At 45.5% G+C, this 15,860-nt stretch carries 15 protein-coding genes and 2 pseudogenes; all 17 read right to left on the bottom strand.

What is annotated here, in order from left to right; genetic code table 11:
• Nucleotides 1-173: 173 nt before the first annotated feature.
• Nucleotides 174-1,241, bottom strand: coding sequence for a protein arginine kinase (locus JCM14374_RS03710; protein WP_054693627.1), 1,068 nt, complete (start codon nt 1,239-1,241; stop codon nt 174-176).
• Nucleotides 1,242-1,256: 15 nt separating this feature from the next.
• On the bottom strand, nt 1,257-1,763 hold the full coding sequence (locus JCM14374_RS03705; protein WP_054693624.1) for a UvrB/UvrC motif-containing protein: 507 nt from the start codon (nt 1,761-1,763) through the stop codon (nt 1,257-1,259).
• A 21-nt stretch (nt 1,764-1,784) separates the two neighbouring features.
• Nucleotides 1,785-2,219, bottom strand: coding sequence for a CtsR family transcriptional regulator (locus JCM14374_RS03700; protein WP_054693620.1), 435 nt, complete (start codon nt 2,217-2,219; stop codon nt 1,785-1,787).
• 144 nt (nt 2,220-2,363) lie between these two features.
• Nucleotides 2,364-4,496 carry a cell division FtsA domain-containing protein gene (locus JCM14374_RS03695; RefSeq protein WP_054693617.1) on the bottom strand — a complete coding sequence of 711 codons (2,133 nt, stop codon included), beginning with the start codon at nt 4,494-4,496 and terminating at the stop codon, nt 2,364-2,366.
• Nucleotides 4,497-4,531: 35 nt separating this feature from the next.
• Nucleotides 4,532-5,275 carry a WecB/TagA/CpsF family glycosyltransferase gene (locus JCM14374_RS03690; protein WP_054693614.1) on the bottom strand — a complete coding sequence of 248 codons (744 nt, stop codon included), beginning with the start codon at nt 5,273-5,275 and terminating at the stop codon, nt 4,532-4,534.
• A gap of 111 nt (nt 5,276-5,386) precedes the next feature.
• Complete coding sequence (gene flgF / locus JCM14374_RS03685; RefSeq protein ID WP_054693610.1) at nt 5,387-6,160, bottom strand: flagellar basal-body rod protein FlgF; 774 nt, start codon at nt 6,158-6,160, stop codon at nt 5,387-5,389.
• Between the two features lie 176 nt (nt 6,161-6,336).
• Entirely contained in the window at nt 6,337-7,365 is a 1,029-nt protein-coding gene (locus JCM14374_RS03680) for a rod shape-determining protein (RefSeq protein ID WP_054693700.1), read from the bottom strand.
• Between the two features lie 142 nt (nt 7,366-7,507).
• Nucleotides 7,508-7,786, bottom strand: coding sequence for a sporulation transcriptional regulator SpoIIID (spoIIID, locus tag JCM14374_RS03675; RefSeq protein ID WP_054693605.1), 279 nt, complete (start codon nt 7,784-7,786; stop codon nt 7,508-7,510).
• Nucleotides 7,787-7,890: 104 nt separating this feature from the next.
• Nucleotides 7,891-8,808 (bottom strand): stage II sporulation protein D, encoded by a 918-nt coding sequence (gene spoIID / locus JCM14374_RS03670; protein WP_054693603.1) that lies wholly within the window; start codon nt 8,806-8,808, stop codon nt 7,891-7,893.
• A 54-nt stretch (nt 8,809-8,862) separates the two neighbouring features.
• Nucleotides 8,863-10,107 (bottom strand): UDP-N-acetylglucosamine 1-carboxyvinyltransferase, encoded by a 1,245-nt coding sequence (murA, locus tag JCM14374_RS03665; RefSeq protein ID WP_054693601.1) that lies wholly within the window; start codon nt 10,105-10,107, stop codon nt 8,863-8,865.
• A gap of 35 nt (nt 10,108-10,142) precedes the next feature.
• Nucleotides 10,143-10,868 (bottom strand): YwmB family TATA-box binding protein, encoded by a 726-nt coding sequence (locus JCM14374_RS03660; RefSeq protein ID WP_054693598.1) that lies wholly within the window; start codon nt 10,866-10,868, stop codon nt 10,143-10,145.
• 115 nt (nt 10,869-10,983) lie between these two features.
• Entirely contained in the window at nt 10,984-11,205 is a 222-nt protein-coding gene (locus JCM14374_RS03655; RefSeq protein WP_054693596.1) for a hypothetical protein, read from the bottom strand.
• A gap of 34 nt (nt 11,206-11,239) precedes the next feature.
• On the bottom strand, nt 11,240-11,425 hold the full coding sequence (locus tag JCM14374_RS03650; protein WP_054693593.1) for a hypothetical protein: 186 nt from the start codon (nt 11,423-11,425) through the stop codon (nt 11,240-11,242).
• 127 nt (nt 11,426-11,552) lie between these two features.
• Nucleotides 11,553-11,963, bottom strand: a complete 411-nt coding sequence (locus JCM14374_RS03645) for a F0F1 ATP synthase subunit epsilon (RefSeq protein ID WP_054693590.1) — start codon at nt 11,961-11,963, stop codon at nt 11,553-11,555.
• 3 nt (nt 11,964-11,966) lie between these two features.
• A complete protein-coding gene (gene atpD, locus JCM14374_RS03640) occupies nt 11,967-13,397 on the bottom strand; it encodes a F0F1 ATP synthase subunit beta (RefSeq protein ID WP_054693587.1) in 1,431 nt (476 codons plus the stop codon).
• Between the two features lie 50 nt (nt 13,398-13,447).
• A pseudogene (atpG, locus tag JCM14374_RS03635) lies at nt 13,448-14,328 on the bottom strand (ATP synthase F1 subunit gamma).
• Between the two features lie 12 nt (nt 14,329-14,340).
• A pseudogene (gene atpA, locus JCM14374_RS03630) lies at nt 14,341-15,854 on the bottom strand (F0F1 ATP synthase subunit alpha).
• Nucleotides 15,855-15,860 lie beyond the last annotated feature (6 nt).

Below are 15,860 nucleotides of genomic sequence, written 5' to 3'. Positions count from 1 at the left end.
CGTACATAGTCACCGAGATATTCAGACTTACAGCAGGTCTTTATTTCGCATTAAGCGGGTCTTTAGAGAAATTAAAAACGCCTATATTATTATTGATATATCTTAACTAAATAGATGTCAGTATTTAAAAATTTATCTGTGAACCTCTGTTTTTAATCTGTGTCTATCCGTGGCTAATTTTTATTTATAATTTCCTGTATCACCTGTGACCTGTATATGTCGCGCTGAAAGCCTTCCATCTCCTGCCCGGCCCGTTTTTGCAAGTGTGCCGGACTTATAGCCACCATCAGACTATTCAGGCTTACCGGCTCTATTCCCTGGATTATGCCCAGGTCCACCCCCAGGCGCAAATCGGAAATCAAAGCCATGGCTTCATTAGAAGTCATAATCCGGGCATGGGTTAGAAGACCCAGAGCACGCCCTACCCGATCCTCTATCTGATATTTCATTTCGCTTTGCAGCTTGCTGCGCATGATTTTTTCCTGTTCAACCACATGGACGGTGATACTGCTAAGATTACTTATGATATCTTCTTCACTCTGACCCAGGGTAACCTGATTGGATAGCTGGATAAGGTTTCCCAGCACTTCGGTACCCTCTCCATAAAGCCCTCGTACAGTCATACCCAGTTGGCTGATGTTCTGAAAGATACGGCTGGCCATACCGCTGATAGATATAGCCGGCAAATGAAGCATCACCGACGCCCTCATGCCTGTACCCACATTAGTAGGACAGGAAGTCAGATAACCACGGTTTTCATCAAAAGCCAGGTTGAGATGCTTTTCCAGCCTGTCATCAATGCCCTGTGCTTTGCGGTAAGCCTCAGCTAACTGCAGACCCGGCAGTATACATTGAATACGCAGATGGTCTTCTTCATTTATCATTATGGCTGCTGAACCATCTTCATTTACAAGCAGGCCACGATAATTATGATTAGAATTAGCCTGCAGCGGACTTATCAAATGTTTTTCCATTAAGACCTGCCGTTCCAGCTGGCTTAACTGGTCCATGGTATACAAAACCATGTTCGATTCTTCGGGAACAGCGCTTTTATCCCAGGCGTCCTTGATGAGGTTCAAGCATTTTTTTCCCTGTTCCTGATCAATAAGGTGGGGAAAGGGCTGACCGCTTAAGTTCCGGGCCAGGCGAATACGACTGCTGATTACTATATCGGTCATGGGACCCGCTCCAGCCTCCATCCATCCGGCAAAATAATTGTTCAATAACTGGTCGGTATTCAAGGCTGTCCCTCCTTCCTAATTTAATTTTTTTTCGATATCTTTAATAACATCCCGTATTTCTGCGGCCTTTTCATAATCTTCATTTAAAATCGCTTGCTGCAATTGTTGTTTGAGGTATTCCACCCTTTTTTTCAATATAACCTTTTCTCCTCCGCGCGCCGGAACCTTGCCAATATGCTGGTTATTTCCATGGATTCGCCGGAGTGTGGGCTCTAATTCATCGTCAAACACGCTGTAACATTCAGAACACCCTAATTTGCCGGTTTGTTTTACATTATCCAGACTGGTTCCGCAATTGGCACAGCTTTTGGCCGGTGCCAGAACCGGCATGCCCTGCATATTATAATTGCCAAAAAAACTTGCCAGCAGATTGGGGATAGAAAAACTGTTATCTATCTGAAAAATAAAGGTTCCTTTTTTGGCAGCACATTCTTCACAAAGGTGCGTCTCGGTCTTTTGCCCATTCACCATTTGGGCAAAATGCACATTGGCAGGTTTTTGTTTGCATTCATCACAAAGCATTTTCTTTAACCTCCTTGTCAATTAGTCAACCTTGAAATAGTCGGACAAGGCATATTTAAGCGATTTAAACAAGCGGTTACGCTGCTCCAGGGTAATGTCACGAAAAGCATATATTACCAGGTGTCTTAGCATTTCATGTTCACTGCTGCCGATTATATTGTCACTATGTAAGTGGTCAATAAATTTTAGCAGCTCTACCCGGTTGGGCAGGATGTTCAGGTCAGAATCAAAACGGAACTGGGTAATACGCACATAACCTTTGCCGCCCCGTCTGCTTTCAGTTACATAGCCTTCGTCTTCAGTAAATCTGGTATTTAACACATATGTCACCTGAGAAGGCACACAGCTAAACGTTTCCGCCAGTTCTGCCCTCTGGATTTCTATTTGTTTTTCATCGCTTCTGTCGATGAGCACTTTTAAATATTGTTCAATACGGTCAGCCAGACTCTTTTTCATCTCTTTCCCTTCTTTGACCTTATTTGACCTTTATATTTATTCTAAACGCTTTACTCAAAAAAATAAACAGATTTCTCATAAATCTGTTTAATATTTTTACCAATTTATTTTTCTATTATCACATGGCCAATGAGAGCATAATATCTAGTTTTCCCAGATCAACTCGATTTCACAATTATTATAAATTGGCGTGGTATAACCTGCGTCTTGTCCGTTGACCTTTAAACTGAGCCTGCCGTTAAGGCCCGGTTTTATATTAATGACTTGAAAAATGTCACTCAGAATCGCGCCGCCCTTGTTGGTATCCAACTCAAGTTTCATGCCTTCGGTCAACTGCTGATCTAAAGCTACGGGCTGACCTTCACTGGTTAAACATATACCTTGACCAATAAGTCTTACTTCTTCTCCATTTACTTTCACAACCATATCCGGGGATTTGATTTCCTCTGCAACATCGGCAATAAGCGGCCACAGCTTGCGAGTGGAATATTTTATGTCCGCCCCCGCCGCAACTTCTTGTTCAATACGCGCTTTTTCTCCATTTACCCAGACTTCGACCGCAGTCCACCTGAGAAACATCTCCTGGCCGTTAAGGTAATAACGCAGATTCTTTTCTTCCAGCCAATGCGGAGACAAACCAGCCGCCAGCAAAATATTGGCCAGGCTATTCACCGACTTAAATTCCACTCTGGCCCGGTCGGGTATTTCTTCATCAGGCGAACAGCGGCGGCCGTCGATAAGGATAACCGGTTCGAGATCGATTAAATCGCCGTTGACCAGGACCTGGCCACGTACCGCCGGAACGAGATCACGGGCTTTTATGGAAGCATCTTTGCCATCCATTCCCGGCGCGAACTCAATTTCATCGTTTTCCTTTACGGGGGTTTCTAAAGAAGCGTCTTGAGAGTTTACTTTAATCAAAGGAGGTGCGCCCACTTCGCCTTTAATAATACGAACCACGCCGTTAATTTCTATGCTTTTGCCCAGTCCTGGCCGGCCGTAAATATTATTCAGGGCAATGCCGGAGCTCAACAAAGCTGTGCCTACATTTATTTCGCCGATATTCCAAAGGCTTATCTCTCTCCCATTGACCTTGATTTTAGTAAAAGGCACCGGAGGAATCGTAAAATAATTATAGGCAATACCCAGGGGCGTGACTCCCTGAGGTCCCTTAAGAAAATCGGAGTTAACCATAATACTGTCAAAGTTTTCGGGGGTTCTAATCCCCACCCGGTTGGCAGGAAGTTCTAAATGTAATGCCAGGCTGCGGGTTAAATCTGGGGTAAGGCTTCCTCCGCCGACACATAGAACCGCACTGGGGGCTTTCTGGTTCAGGGCCAGGATGTTCTGCGCAATGCTGCGGGCCAGATCATTTACCAGATCCTGCATTCGGTTTATTATTTCCTTAGACGCCATTCGGCTGCGATTGCCCAGTATATCTACCAATTCTATCTCTTCTAGTTCTGAGAGGCGCCGCTTAATTATCTCTGCAGAATTGAAATCCAGCAGGTATTCACCTGCGATGAATTCGCTGATTTCGTCGCCGCCGATAGGCACCATAGCATAGGCAGATATCTTTCCGTCTTTAACTATAGCTATATCAGATGTTCCTGCCCCTATGTCAACCAGGGCCAGATTCAACAGCCGCATAGCCGGAGGTATGGCTACCGAGAGTGCTGCTATGGGCTCCAGGGTAAGGCTTTGTATTCCCAAATCAGCTCTTCTTAATGATGAAAAAAGGCTGTCGACAACTACGCGCGGCAGGAAAGTAGCAATAACTTCCACGGCTGCCTCCTGTCCAATCTGCCCTACCAGGCTGCCTATTTCCTGTCCTTCCAAAAGGCAGCGGATAACACTATAACCAACACAGAAGTAATTGGCGCTTTCTCCCTTCTCCTTTTCATCCTGGGTCAACTGGTATTGGGCCTGCTGCACTGCCTCTACTTCCAAGGCCCGTACCTCATCACGGCTCATTTCAATTAACCGGTTCCTCTTTTTACGCACTGTTCCCCGTGCCGTTTTTAGAGCCCGACCGGCCGCAGCCACGGCCGCATTTTCAAATGTGCACTCCAGGCGATTTTCCAGGGTATCCTTTATTTCTTTTATGATTTCCGCTACCGCTTCCACATCATGAATTTGTCCATCCAGCATAGCCCGGGTGTTATGTTCTCTTATCTCCGCGTCAACGACTTGGTAACCTGCAGCGGTTTTTTCCATAAGCAGTCCCACAATTTTGCGTGTCCCTATATCCAGGGCAAAAACCTGCTTATCCTTCAATTTAAACCCTCCCAACTTGCGTTACCCGGATTGGTTTATCTGCTTGCGGTATTCTTTCGGCGCAGTTTTTCTCGTAATATGAGCCCCACGTAACGAGGCAGGACCATTTGTCTTTTTAAGCGTGACGGTTCAGAAACCAGGCGATATAACCATTCCAGATTTAAAGTAATAAATAGACGGGGAGCTCTTTTTTTGATTCCGGCTATAACGTCAAAACTGCCTCCTACCCCTACAGATACCGGAACTCCTAATATGGATTTATTTTGATCTATCCAAAACTCCTGGCGCGGAGCCCCCAGGGCCACAAATAGAATAGCGGGAGCCAGATTTTTTATTTCCTCAATCAGGGCCGGTTCATCAGCTTCACTGAAATAACCATGGTGAGAACCGCAAATACATAACCCCGGATAAAGCCTTTTTAGTTCTTCACCCGCCTGTTCAGCCAATCCCGGCGCCGCCCCCAGCAAATATATCCTCCAACCCTTAAAAACTGCCCTTTCGCAAAGCCTGTATAACAGATCTATACCGCTTACCCGTTCTGAAGCCTTAAACCCAAGCTGGTTAGCGGCCCAAATTACGCCGATGCCGTCAGGAGTAACCAAATCGGCTTTATTTATGAGTTTCATCAGGGCTTCATTGTGCTGAGCCTGATAGATGATTTCAGCATTTAGAGTAATTACCTGACTGGGTCGGCCGCGGTCTATAAAATCTTCAATTATTTGCACGGTTTGGTCCATGGACTTGATATTAACCATACATCCAAGAATATTCGCTTTCACGTTCCGTGTTCCTTCCCGTTGTTCATAATCATTATTATTGGCCTTTTTTATATATTTTCCTGCTTATTTCAGGCACAAAAAAACGCCCCTCTGGGCGGTTTTAGCATTTTGCTATTGTACAGCCGCTACTTGATCTATAGCTACCTGAGTCAATTCATCTTCAGCCTGCACCATCTTTTGCAGCGATTCATAGGCGCGAACGACATTGATTAACGTAACCATCTCCTGTACGGCGTTAACGTTTGAATCCTCTACGTAGCCTTCCATCACCTGGGGGTTTTCAATGGCCTGGGCTTGTTCAGCGGCACTATAGAGATTTTCGCCTTCGCGTTTTAAAAGATTAGGGTTGGCGAATCTGACTATTCCCAAACGGGTTGCTTCCTGCCCATCCACTATTACAGCGCCTAAAGCGTCTATGGTGAATTCACCTTCAACCTGTATAGGCTGGTAATTATTATCCAGCACCCGGTATCCCTGATTAGTAAGCAGATAGTTCTGGCTGTCCAGCTTGAATTCGCCATTACGGGTATAACGCTGACCTGCCGGGGTTTGCACTACAAAATAACCGTCAGTCCCCAGGGCCACGTCCAAATGATTATCCGTTTTCTTTAACCGTCCCATTGTATAGTCGGTATAAACAGCGTCTATTGCAGCCCCTGTTCCTACTGGTCCTATGACTTCTATGGGAACCGGCTCTATCTCCCCTTTTATATTGGTACGGGTTTCACCCAAACGACTCATCAGCATCTCCGGGAATTCCCGGGCGACAGCCGTTTGTTTTTTAAAACCGCTGGTATTAACATTTGCCAAATTATTGGCGACGGTATCCTGGCGCGCCATCTGCAGCATCATCCCGGCAGCCGCGGTATATAAACCTCTAATCACAAAAAACCCTCCTATAAAGACGGAGTATATAAAAGTTCAGTTTAAAATCATGGGTTATAAGTATTTATCGAAAACCTAAGATTAAATCTTTAACATTAAACCACCTGATACCCCGGCCAAAAAATAGATTATTCTATCCCATTATGTAAAAACTCAGCGTTTTCAGCGTCTATTTACTACAGCACGCGTTTGGGGCCTTTGGCGCCTGCGCGGCTCAGCACATTCATCTGGGTGAGGGCTTTGCCGGTTCCCCTGGCTACACAGCATATGGCATCATCAGCCACATGCACGGGCAGGTTGGTTTCCTTTGATAAGAGGGTGTCCAGCCCGTCCAGCAACGAGCCGCCGCCGGTCATGACAATACCATTATTAACAATATCCGCAGCCAGCTCGGGGGGAGTAACCTCCAACACCTTTTTAACCCCGTCTATAACCATATAAACTGGTTCTTGTAAAGCCTCCCAGCTTTCCTCGGCAGTCATGACAACTGTTTTGGGCAGACCGGTAAGAAGATCGCGCCCCCTTACCTGTATAGAATAGTTTATATTATGTTCGCTTACGTAAGCGGTTCCGATGCGCATTTTTATTTCTTCCGCGGAGCGTTCTCCGATCATTAAATTGTGTTCCCGGCGAACATAACGAATTATCGCTTCATCGAACTTGTCCCCCCCGATGCGCAGCGAAAGGTTGCAAACCGATCCACCCAGAGACAAAACGGCAATATCTGATGTGCCCCCGCCAATATCCACTACCATGTTGCCGGTAGCTTCAGAAATATTGATACCCGCTCCCAGGGCGGCGGCGATCGGTTCCTCAATTATAAATGCCTGACGGGCTCCTGAGGATAAGGTTGCCTGTCTGACAGCTCTTTCCTCCACATCGGTTGCTCCGGTTGGGATGCATACTATTACCCTGGGTTTGAAAAACAACCTGCGTCCCATAACCTTACGGATGAAGTAGGTTAACATTCGTTCGGTGGTGTCGTAATCGGCTATAACTCCTTCTTTTAAAGGCCGGATAGCCACAATATGCCCCGGGGTTCGTCCCAGCATTTGACGTGCTTCTTCACCTACGGCAATTACCTTGTCGGTATTTTTATCTATTGCTACCACAGAAGGTTCATGCAGTACTATACCCTTACCTTTTCTAAAGACCAGTACACTGGCAGTACCCAGGTCTATACCGATATCTTCCTCAAACCACATTATTCCAGCCAGGCCTCCCTGAAATATTTTCATCTTTAGACCTTATTTTACCTGTTATCATTGTTTATGGCTATTGCTATTTGTTACCGGTAAACCTGGAAACTTATTTTCATGACTGGGTATGCCCTGCCGCAATTTCCTTTTATATTTCCTGGCGGGATGCTGATTCCATCTGCTGGCAGGTGTATTTTCTCCTGGTAGCTTCTCCTCCGCGAATATGTCTTTCCGCTTTGTTTTTTTCGAGAATTAATTGGACCTGATTAGCTAATGGTTCACTTATGCGAGGCAATCTTTCCGAGACATCTTTATGAACCGTGCTTTTGCTGATCCCGAATACTTGTGCGGTTTGACGCACCGTATCTGAAGTATTAAGTATATGTTGGGCCACCTTAACCGCCCTTTTCCTTATATAGTTTTGCATTTCCGACCTCCCCTACCGGCAGCGCAAAATCTGAACATAACTTTGCCTGTCTTTCTTATCCCTAAAAATATATTCAGGGAGAGGAGGCAGAAGAACCTGGTGTGTCAATATGGCAGTTTATATAAACTGAAATCCCCGTAATAGTGCTTTAAAATCTGCTGGTAATTATAGCCTGATTGAGCCATGCCATTGGCTCCATACTGACATAATCCCAGACCATGTCCATACCCGCGGCTGTATACGATAACTTTTTGCGGAGTAATCTTAAACTCCCACCAGGTGGAAGGAAGATTAAAAGCACTGCGAAAAGCGGCTGCGCTCATCACTTTTCCATTTACCTCCAACGCTGTGGTTCTGCCGCTTATACTCCGTTTGATAATTTTAATGCTGAGCGGTTTTGCCACATTTAACTGCCGGCAGATTTGCTCACTTGGTATGTACTGCATGCTTTTATAGGGTTTGGCCGATTTACAGTAGGGACACTTCACCGTTCGCAAATAAGGCACGTCTTTTCCCCAGGCATATAAAGAACTGTCCGTTTGCCCGCCGCAGCATGATGAATAGAGGGCATCCAAAGGCTGCCCATTATATAACATTATCTGACCGCGCGTATCATTTACGGCTTTTTCAATCTTCTTATATAAAGCGGGAGACAGCGGGTGCCGTTCTTCAAACTCATCTTGAGTTATGAATGCCTGGCAGCAGGAGATATCATCTGAAAAATCTGCTCCCAAGGGATATTTGGTGTGATCAAGGAGTTTTTTGAAGGCGTATGTACGTGCACATACGGCCTGAGCCTTTAATGCCTCTGTTGCAAAAGACGCTGGCATTTCCGCAGCTACGGTCCCAGTTATATATTGTTCAATTTTTAGATTATCTTTGGTGTCTTTTTGACTAAGATATACACTTACTGACGGCTCTAAATAAATTTCTTCATTAACTGGTTCTTTACTGGTTTTAATAATTACGGCTGCAACGATGAGTAAAATCAAAATCGCTGAGATAAATTTAATTTTGTTCATATTAAATGAATATTAAAAGATCGGAGTTATATGACTCCGATCCCTGTTTAGCCATTAGTTATATTTTTGTATTTTGGCTCCCAATCCGGTTAGTTTTTGTACAATGTTTTCATAACCTCTGTCAATATGCTCACTCTCAGTTATAACCGTAGTTCCTCTAGCCATCATCCCGGCTATTAATAATGCCGCTCCAGCCCTTAAATCGGTAGCTTTAACCCTGGCCCCGGTTAATTCACTGCAGCCTTTGATTACAGCCGTTCTGCCTTCGGCTTTAATTTTAGCTCCCATCCGCAATAATTCCTGAACATGCATAAAACGATTTTCGAAAACAGATTCGGTTATAACACTGCTGCCTTCCGCACAAGACAAATAGGACATGAATTGCGCCTGCATATCTGTTGGGAAACCTGGATAAGGCAGTGTCTTTACATATAAAGGTTTTATAGTATCCTGACCAATAATTTTAATATTATTATCATTTTCATGGATTTGGGTTCCGCTTTCCTGAAGTTTAGCCGTAATTGCTTTAACCTGCTCAGGAATAACATTATTAATGGTAATCTCCCCTCCAGTAGCTGCTGCTGCTACCATATACGTACCAGCCTCGATTCTGTCAGGAATGGGAGTATAACTTGTCCCTAACAGTTTTTTAACTCCACGTATACGTATTACGTTAGTTCCGGCTCCCGCAATTTTACCGCCCATACTATTAATAAAATTTGCTAAATCTGTTATTTCCGGCTCTAACGCCGCATTTTCGATATAACTTGTGCCTTCAGCCACAGCTGCTGCCATCATTATATTTTCTGTGGCGCCTACACTGGGGAAATCCAAATACACATGATTGCCGGTTAATTTTCTGGCACTGGCTACAACATCGCCGCTGGATAAAAATATCTTCGCACCCAGTGCCTGCAGCCCTTTTAAATGCAAATCTATAGGACGGGTTCCTATGGCGCAGCCACCGGGAAGCGATATTCTTACCTTGCCCCGGCGGGCTAAAAGCGGGCCCATAACCAAGAATGACGCCCTCATCTGACGAACCAATTCATATGAAGGATTATTATTTTGCGGACTGCCTGAGATTATTACCTGTTTATTTATAAATTCAACTTTTAAACCTAATTGCTTCAGTACTTCATTTATTATTATTACATCCTTTATGATCGGTACTTTATTAATTATGGTTTCTTCATCACTTAAAAGAGACGCCACCAAAATAGGCAGTATTGAATTTTTGGAGGTGCTTATTTCAACCTCTCCCTTTAATTTAGCTTTACCCTTTATATGCAGTTCCAATTATTTTAATCACCTCCAAAAACGTAAACAACAGACTAATAATCTGCAATTATTAAAGGAGAGCCAATATATATATAGGTTTTATGTTCTATTTCATCTGTACGTACGGCAGCTTGAAGGTTGCATTTGCTGCCCCCTATATCCAGAGCATCGGTGCCTATTACAGGGCTGTAAGCGGTTACTACCATCATTTGGCCCTGGCTGTATTGTTTAACATCACTCGCTTTAAATTTTTTAAGTATAGCTGATAATACGGTTAAGTAAGAATCAGTGCCAATTTTTTCTTTTAACCGTCCGCTGCGCAAAAAATAATATTGCCATTTTAATCCAGGGTGACCATTCAATTTTTCTTCGATGTTTCTTGCTTGAAATTCGCGGGCCGTTGATTTAACAGTGATAACATAGTGGGTTTCTTTTAAAACTGGATCCGACTTTAAGCAAATATAATAATGGGCTTTTTTATGTGCAATATTGTACTGAACCGTATTAATGATTCCTTCTTTTTTGGTTTGTATTGATCCAGTATTTATGGGCAATTGGAGACAGGACAGTATTTTTTTCATTTCCTGCCTGAGTTCTGTCACCGTTGATTCTGTATTTAGTTTAGCCCAGCAATCCAGACGTGATTCGAGAGAAATTGCACCGATGGATGCAAATGATAGGGAATATGGTGACTGAAGTTCAAGTTGTCTTTGTATATAAACATTGCCAATTAAACAAATAAAAATAAAAAACAGAATATAATAAATGACCTTTTTCATTTTCTCTCCCCCGTTTTTACATGTTAAAATTCTTGCCGCCTTAATAGGCAAATATTCCGAAGGCAGAAAATAAAAACCCGGGGTTCACCCGGGTGTGGTTGTCAATATTAAAATCTTATATTTCTTTTGTTTCCGATGCGTCTTGGTTTTCCATTTCTTGTTCCTGTTTTTGTTTTTCTTCTCTCTCCAATTTTAACAGTCTGATATATTCTTCCTGTCTTTCCTTGGCCATAGCTGCTTTTTCCTGAAAACTGATCGTTTGACGCCATATTATCATGGCAAATAAGAGGCTCGCTGATAATACCACTATCACCAGGACTAAAAATAAGGTTTTCATTATTGTCCCTCCAAGCAGCTATTTTTGAATTTAATTATTTATCTTCGTCTTCCCAAATCTGGTTGGCTATATCGCGTTTTTCTTTCTCTTTCCTTTTTGCTTCCAAAGCTCTTTGCTCGACACGTTTGGTCGTCTGCCACAATAAAAGATATATCAAACCTTTCAGCAAGTAATAGACCAACGTAACGATGATCAAATACTTTAGCAGTTCATTTTTCATTTTGCCAACCTCAATAACTCCCCAAATCCAACCATATTATATTTATACGGTTATGTATCTCTATCTATACCAATTCCAAAGCCGGAAGGAGTCAATAACTCCTTCGGCTGGAATTTGTTAATTTTGTTTATTCTACTCCCGCTGCCTTTAATCGTGCGATAGCTCTTTTCAGTGCCATTTCGGCTCTGAGAGCATTAATGGTTTCATCGCGGGCCTGCAGCCTTTTTTCGGCTCTTTCCCTGGCTGCCTTGGCACGAAGAATATCAATATCTTCACCATGCTCCGCAGTCTCGGCCAGAACCCGGGCTACATTATCCACAACTTCCATAAAGCCACCGCTTACAGCCATCTTCTTCTGGGTACCGTTTTGATCTTTGTAGCGTAGGACCCCAATTTTTAACGCTCCAACCAGAGGGGCATGATTACGCAGTATACCCAGCTCACCTTCGGTACCGGGAGCAACCAGAAATTGAACCTCATCTCTGAACAGGATCTCTTCCGGTGTCACTATCTCTACCATGAAGGTGTTGTCTGCCATAGGCTACGCCTCCAGTCTCTTGGCTTTGGCAATGGCTCCGTCAACGTTGCCAACCATATAGAATGCCGCTTCAGGCAGTGCGTCATGTTTGCCTTCCAATACCTGGGCAAAGGATTCAACCGTTTCGGCCACTGGTACATAAATGCCAGCCTGACCGGTAAACTGTTCAGCAACGTGGAAGGGCTGAGACAGGAAGCGCTGAATCTTTCTGGCTCTGGCTACGACTAATTTATCCTCGTCGCTCAATTCATCCATACCCAGAATAGCGATGATGTCCTGCAGTTCCTTATATCTCTGCAGTATCTGCTGTACGCCGCGGGCTGTCTTATAGTGCTTGTCACCCACAACCTGCGGATCAAGTATACGAGAAGTGGAATCCAGCGGATCAACCGCAGGATAAATTCCCAGCTCAGCTATTGACCGCGCCAAAACCGTGGTAGCATCCAAGTGAGCAAATGTCGTTGCCGGGGCGGGGTCGGTCAGGTCGTCAGCCGGAACATAAACGGCCTGGGCTGAGGTTATTGAACCCTTACGAGTAGTGGTAATACGTTCCTGCAGGTAGCCCATGTCGGTTGCCAGGGTCGGCTGATAACCAACGGCGGAAGGCATGCGGCCCAGCAGAGCCGACACTTCGTTACCGGCCTGAGCGAAACGGAATATATTATCAATGAATATCAAAACGTCCAATCCCGAGAAATCACGGAAATACTCAGCAACGGTCATACCGGTTATACCAACGCGCAGGCGGGCTCCAGGCGGTTCGTTCATCTGTCCGAAAATCAAGGCGCATTTGGAAATAACGCCGGACTCGGTCATTTCACCCCAGAGGTCATTGCCTTCGCGGGTTCTCTCACCCACGCCGGTGAACACAGAATATCCGCCATGCTCATAAGCGATGTTTCTGATCAGCTCCTGGATAATAACGGTTTTGCCAACACCGGCGCCGCCGAACAGACCAATCTTACCACCCTTAGCATAGGGGCAAATCAAGTCGGCAACTTTGATACCGGTTTCAAGCTGCTGGGTTGCCGGAATCTGGTCTACCAATGCCGGGGGGCGACGGTGAATTTCCCAATAGTCAGCAGCGTCAACCGGTCCGCCTTCATCCACTGGTTGTCCCAGCACATTCAAAATTCTGCCCAGGCATCCTTCGCCAACCGGTATTTTAATAGCTGCACCGGTATTGGTGGCTTTCATGCCGCGGGATACGCCGTCAGTAGGTGACAAGGCCACGCATCTGACAACATCGTTGCCAAGAAGCTGCATAGCTTCCAAAGTAATATCTAGACCTTCAGCACATCTAGCACCAGCATCCTGGTCAGCTGACTTTATGGTAATAGCGTTTAACAGGTCAGGCAGTTCACCAGGCTTGAAGCGGATGTCAACAACCGCGCCTATGACCTGGACTACCTCTCCATAAGTCACGTTCGCCATTCTCTACTTTCCTCCTTTATTTAGAGCTTCGGCTCATTCAAAAGACTGGACTATTTCTTCAGCGCTTCGGCGCCGCCCACGATATCGAGAATCTCATCGGTAATAGCTGCCTGTCTGACTTTGTTCATAACCATAGTCAGGTTGTTAATCAGCTCTTTAGCATTCTCAGTCGCATTGCCCATGGCGGTCATGCGGGCGCCAAATTCGCTGGCTTTTCCTTCCAGCATAGCATGGTAAATCTGGCTGCCGACATATTTAGGAAGCAGGGTGAGCAAAATCTCTTCTGCACTGGGTTCATAGATATAGTCAATAACCCGTTCGGAATCTTTTTCTGCTTCTTCCTCCTTTGGAGTCTCCAAAGGCAGCACTTTTACCACTGTTGGCACCTGCCGAAGAACATTTATAAACTTGGCATATACCAAATAAACCTCGTCCAGTTCCTGTTTTCATAGGCATTCATTACATATTGCGCAATTTCTCTGGCGTCCGCGTAGCTGACATTGTCACCCAAATTTACAAACTCAGCGTCGACATTGCCCTTTTTGCGGTAGAAATCACGAGCTTTGCGCCCGACTGCAATTATGCCTTCAGGAATCTTGCGCTCATCTTCAGCTATAGCCATATTGGCAGTGCGGATAATATTGGTATTATAACCGCCGCACAGCCCACGGTCGGAGGTTACTACAATATAACCAACCTTGCGTACATCTTCCCGCTTTTCCAGCAGGGGATGTCTCACATCAAACGATACCGCTGCCAGGCGCGCCAGAGTTCCTTGCAATGTTTCAGTATAGGGTCTGGAGGCCTCCGCATGTTCCTGAGCACGGCGCAATTTGGCTGCCGCCACCATTTTCATGGCTTTGGTGATCTGCTGTGTACTCTTAACACTGCGAATTCTACGCTTGTATTCTCTTACACCTGCTCCTGCCATCTAATTCACCACCTAAACCGCGAAAGTGGATTTAAATTCGTTGATGGCCTTTATAAGCTTCTGCTCTACAGCATCATCCATTTTGCCTGTGTCTCTGATTGCGGCTAATACATCAGCATTAGCGCTGCGCATAAATTTCAGGAAATCGGTTTCGAATTCCTTCACTTTTTCTCTGGGGATGTCATCAAGATATCCATTAACACCAGAGTAAATAACTACTACCTGTTCTTCCATCTTCATGGGTTCATACTGGCCTTGTTTGAGGATTTCAGTAACGCGTTCACCACGAGTCAGGCGGGCCAGGGTAGCTTTGTCCAAATCGGAGCCGAACTGTGCGAAAGCTGCCAGTTCACGATACTGAGCCAGATCCAGGCGGAGCTGACCAGCAACGGATTTCATAGCTTTGGTCTGAGCGGCGCCGCCCACGCGGCTGACTGACAGACCGGCGTTGATGGCCGGGCGCTGACCGGCATTGAAAAGGTCGGTTTCCAGGTATATCTGGCCATCGGTAATCGAAATAACGTTGGTCGGAATGTACGCGGAAACGTCACCGGCCTGGGTTTCAATTATAGGCAGCGCGGTTATTGAACCTCCGCCCATCTTCTTGTTGAGTTTGCAGCCTCTTTCCAGCAGGCGGGAATGCAGATAGAAAACGTCGCCAGGATAGGCTTCACGTCCGGGAGGACGGCGGAGCAGCAGCGACATTTCGCGATAAGCAACAGCCTGTTTGGAGAGGTCATCATAAATTATTAATACATCAGCGCCTTCGCTTTCCATGAACTCTTCAGCCATAGCAACACCGGCATAAGGCGCGATGTACAGCAATGGCGCGGCTTCGGAAGCGGTAGCGGCAACTATAATGGTATAATCCATGGCGCCCATTTCTTCCAGTTTGGCAGCGATGCCTGCTATAGCGGCCTGCTTCTGTCCGATGGCGACATAGACACAGATCATGTCTTTTTTGTCTCTCTGATTGATAATGGCGTCGATAGCCACAGCGGTCTTACCAACCTGGCGGTCGCCGATGATTAACTCGCGCTGGCCCCGTCCAATGGGAACCATCGAGTCAATACATTTAAGTCCGGTCTGCATCGGCGTATTAACCGATTCACGAGTAACAACACCATGGGCCACTTTCTCTATCGGTCTGAAGGTAGTGGTGTTTATAGGTCCCTTGCCATCAATGGGCTGGCCCAGAGCGTTAACCACACGGCCCAGCAAAGCTCTTCCGGTCGGGACTTCCATGATTCTTCCGGTCGCTTTAACCACGTCACCTTCTTTAATATGGCTGTATTCACCGAAGAGCACGGCGCCTACGTTGTCTTCTTCCAGGTTGAGAACCATACCGAAGGTTCCACCTGTAAATTCAAGAAGCTCACCAGCATAGCACCCTGTAGTCCATATACGCGGGCGATACCGTCACCTACGTAAATGACTGAGCCTACGTTGCTGACTTCGACCTCGGATTGGTAGCGCTCAATTTGCTGTTTGAGAATGGCGCTAATCTCTTCCGGTCTGATACTCATTTATCT

The sequence above is a fragment of the Syntrophomonas palmitatica JCM 14374 genome (assembly GCF_001311885.1).
GTDB lineage: Bacteria > Bacillota > Syntrophomonadia > Syntrophomonadales > Syntrophomonadaceae > Syntrophomonas_A > Syntrophomonas_A palmitatica.
The sequence above is the reverse complement of the archived record's forward strand: the minus strand, read 5'-3'. Positions and strand labels throughout refer to the sequence as shown.

Coding starts and splice junctions, on each gene's coding strand:
- JCM14374_RS03705 (WP_054693624.1), bottom strand. CDS start 1,763: ATGCTTTGTGATGAATGCAAACAAAAACCTGCCAATGTGCATTTTGCC.
- JCM14374_RS03700 (WP_054693620.1), bottom strand. CDS start 2,219: ATGAAAAAGAGTCTGGCTGACCGTATTGAACAATATTTAAAAGTGCTC.
- JCM14374_RS03680 (WP_054693700.1), bottom strand. CDS start 7,365: ATGTGGTTTGAGGAAGATATCGGTATAGACCTGGGTACTGCCAGTGTA.
- spoIIID (WP_054693605.1), bottom strand. CDS start 7,786: ATGCAAAACTATATAAGGAAAAGGGCGGTTAAGGTGGCCCAACATATA.
- spoIID (WP_054693603.1), bottom strand. CDS start 8,808: ATGAACAAAATTAAATTTATCTCAGCGATTTTGATTTTACTCATCGTT.
- JCM14374_RS03660 (WP_054693598.1), bottom strand. CDS start 10,868: ATGAAAAAGGTCATTTATTATATTCTGTTTTTTATTTTTATTTGTTTA.
- JCM14374_RS03655 (WP_054693596.1), bottom strand. CDS start 11,205: ATGAAAACCTTATTTTTAGTCCTGGTGATAGTGGTATTATCAGCGAGC.
- JCM14374_RS03650 (WP_054693593.1), bottom strand. CDS start 11,425: ATGAAAAATGAACTGCTAAAGTATTTGATCATCGTTACGTTGGTCTAT.
- JCM14374_RS03645 (WP_054693590.1), bottom strand. CDS start 11,963: ATGGCAGACAACACCTTCATGGTAGAGATAGTGACACCGGAAGAGATC.
- atpD (WP_054693587.1), bottom strand. CDS start 13,397: ATGGCGAACGTGACTTATGGAGAGGTAGTCCAGGTCATAGGCGCGGTT.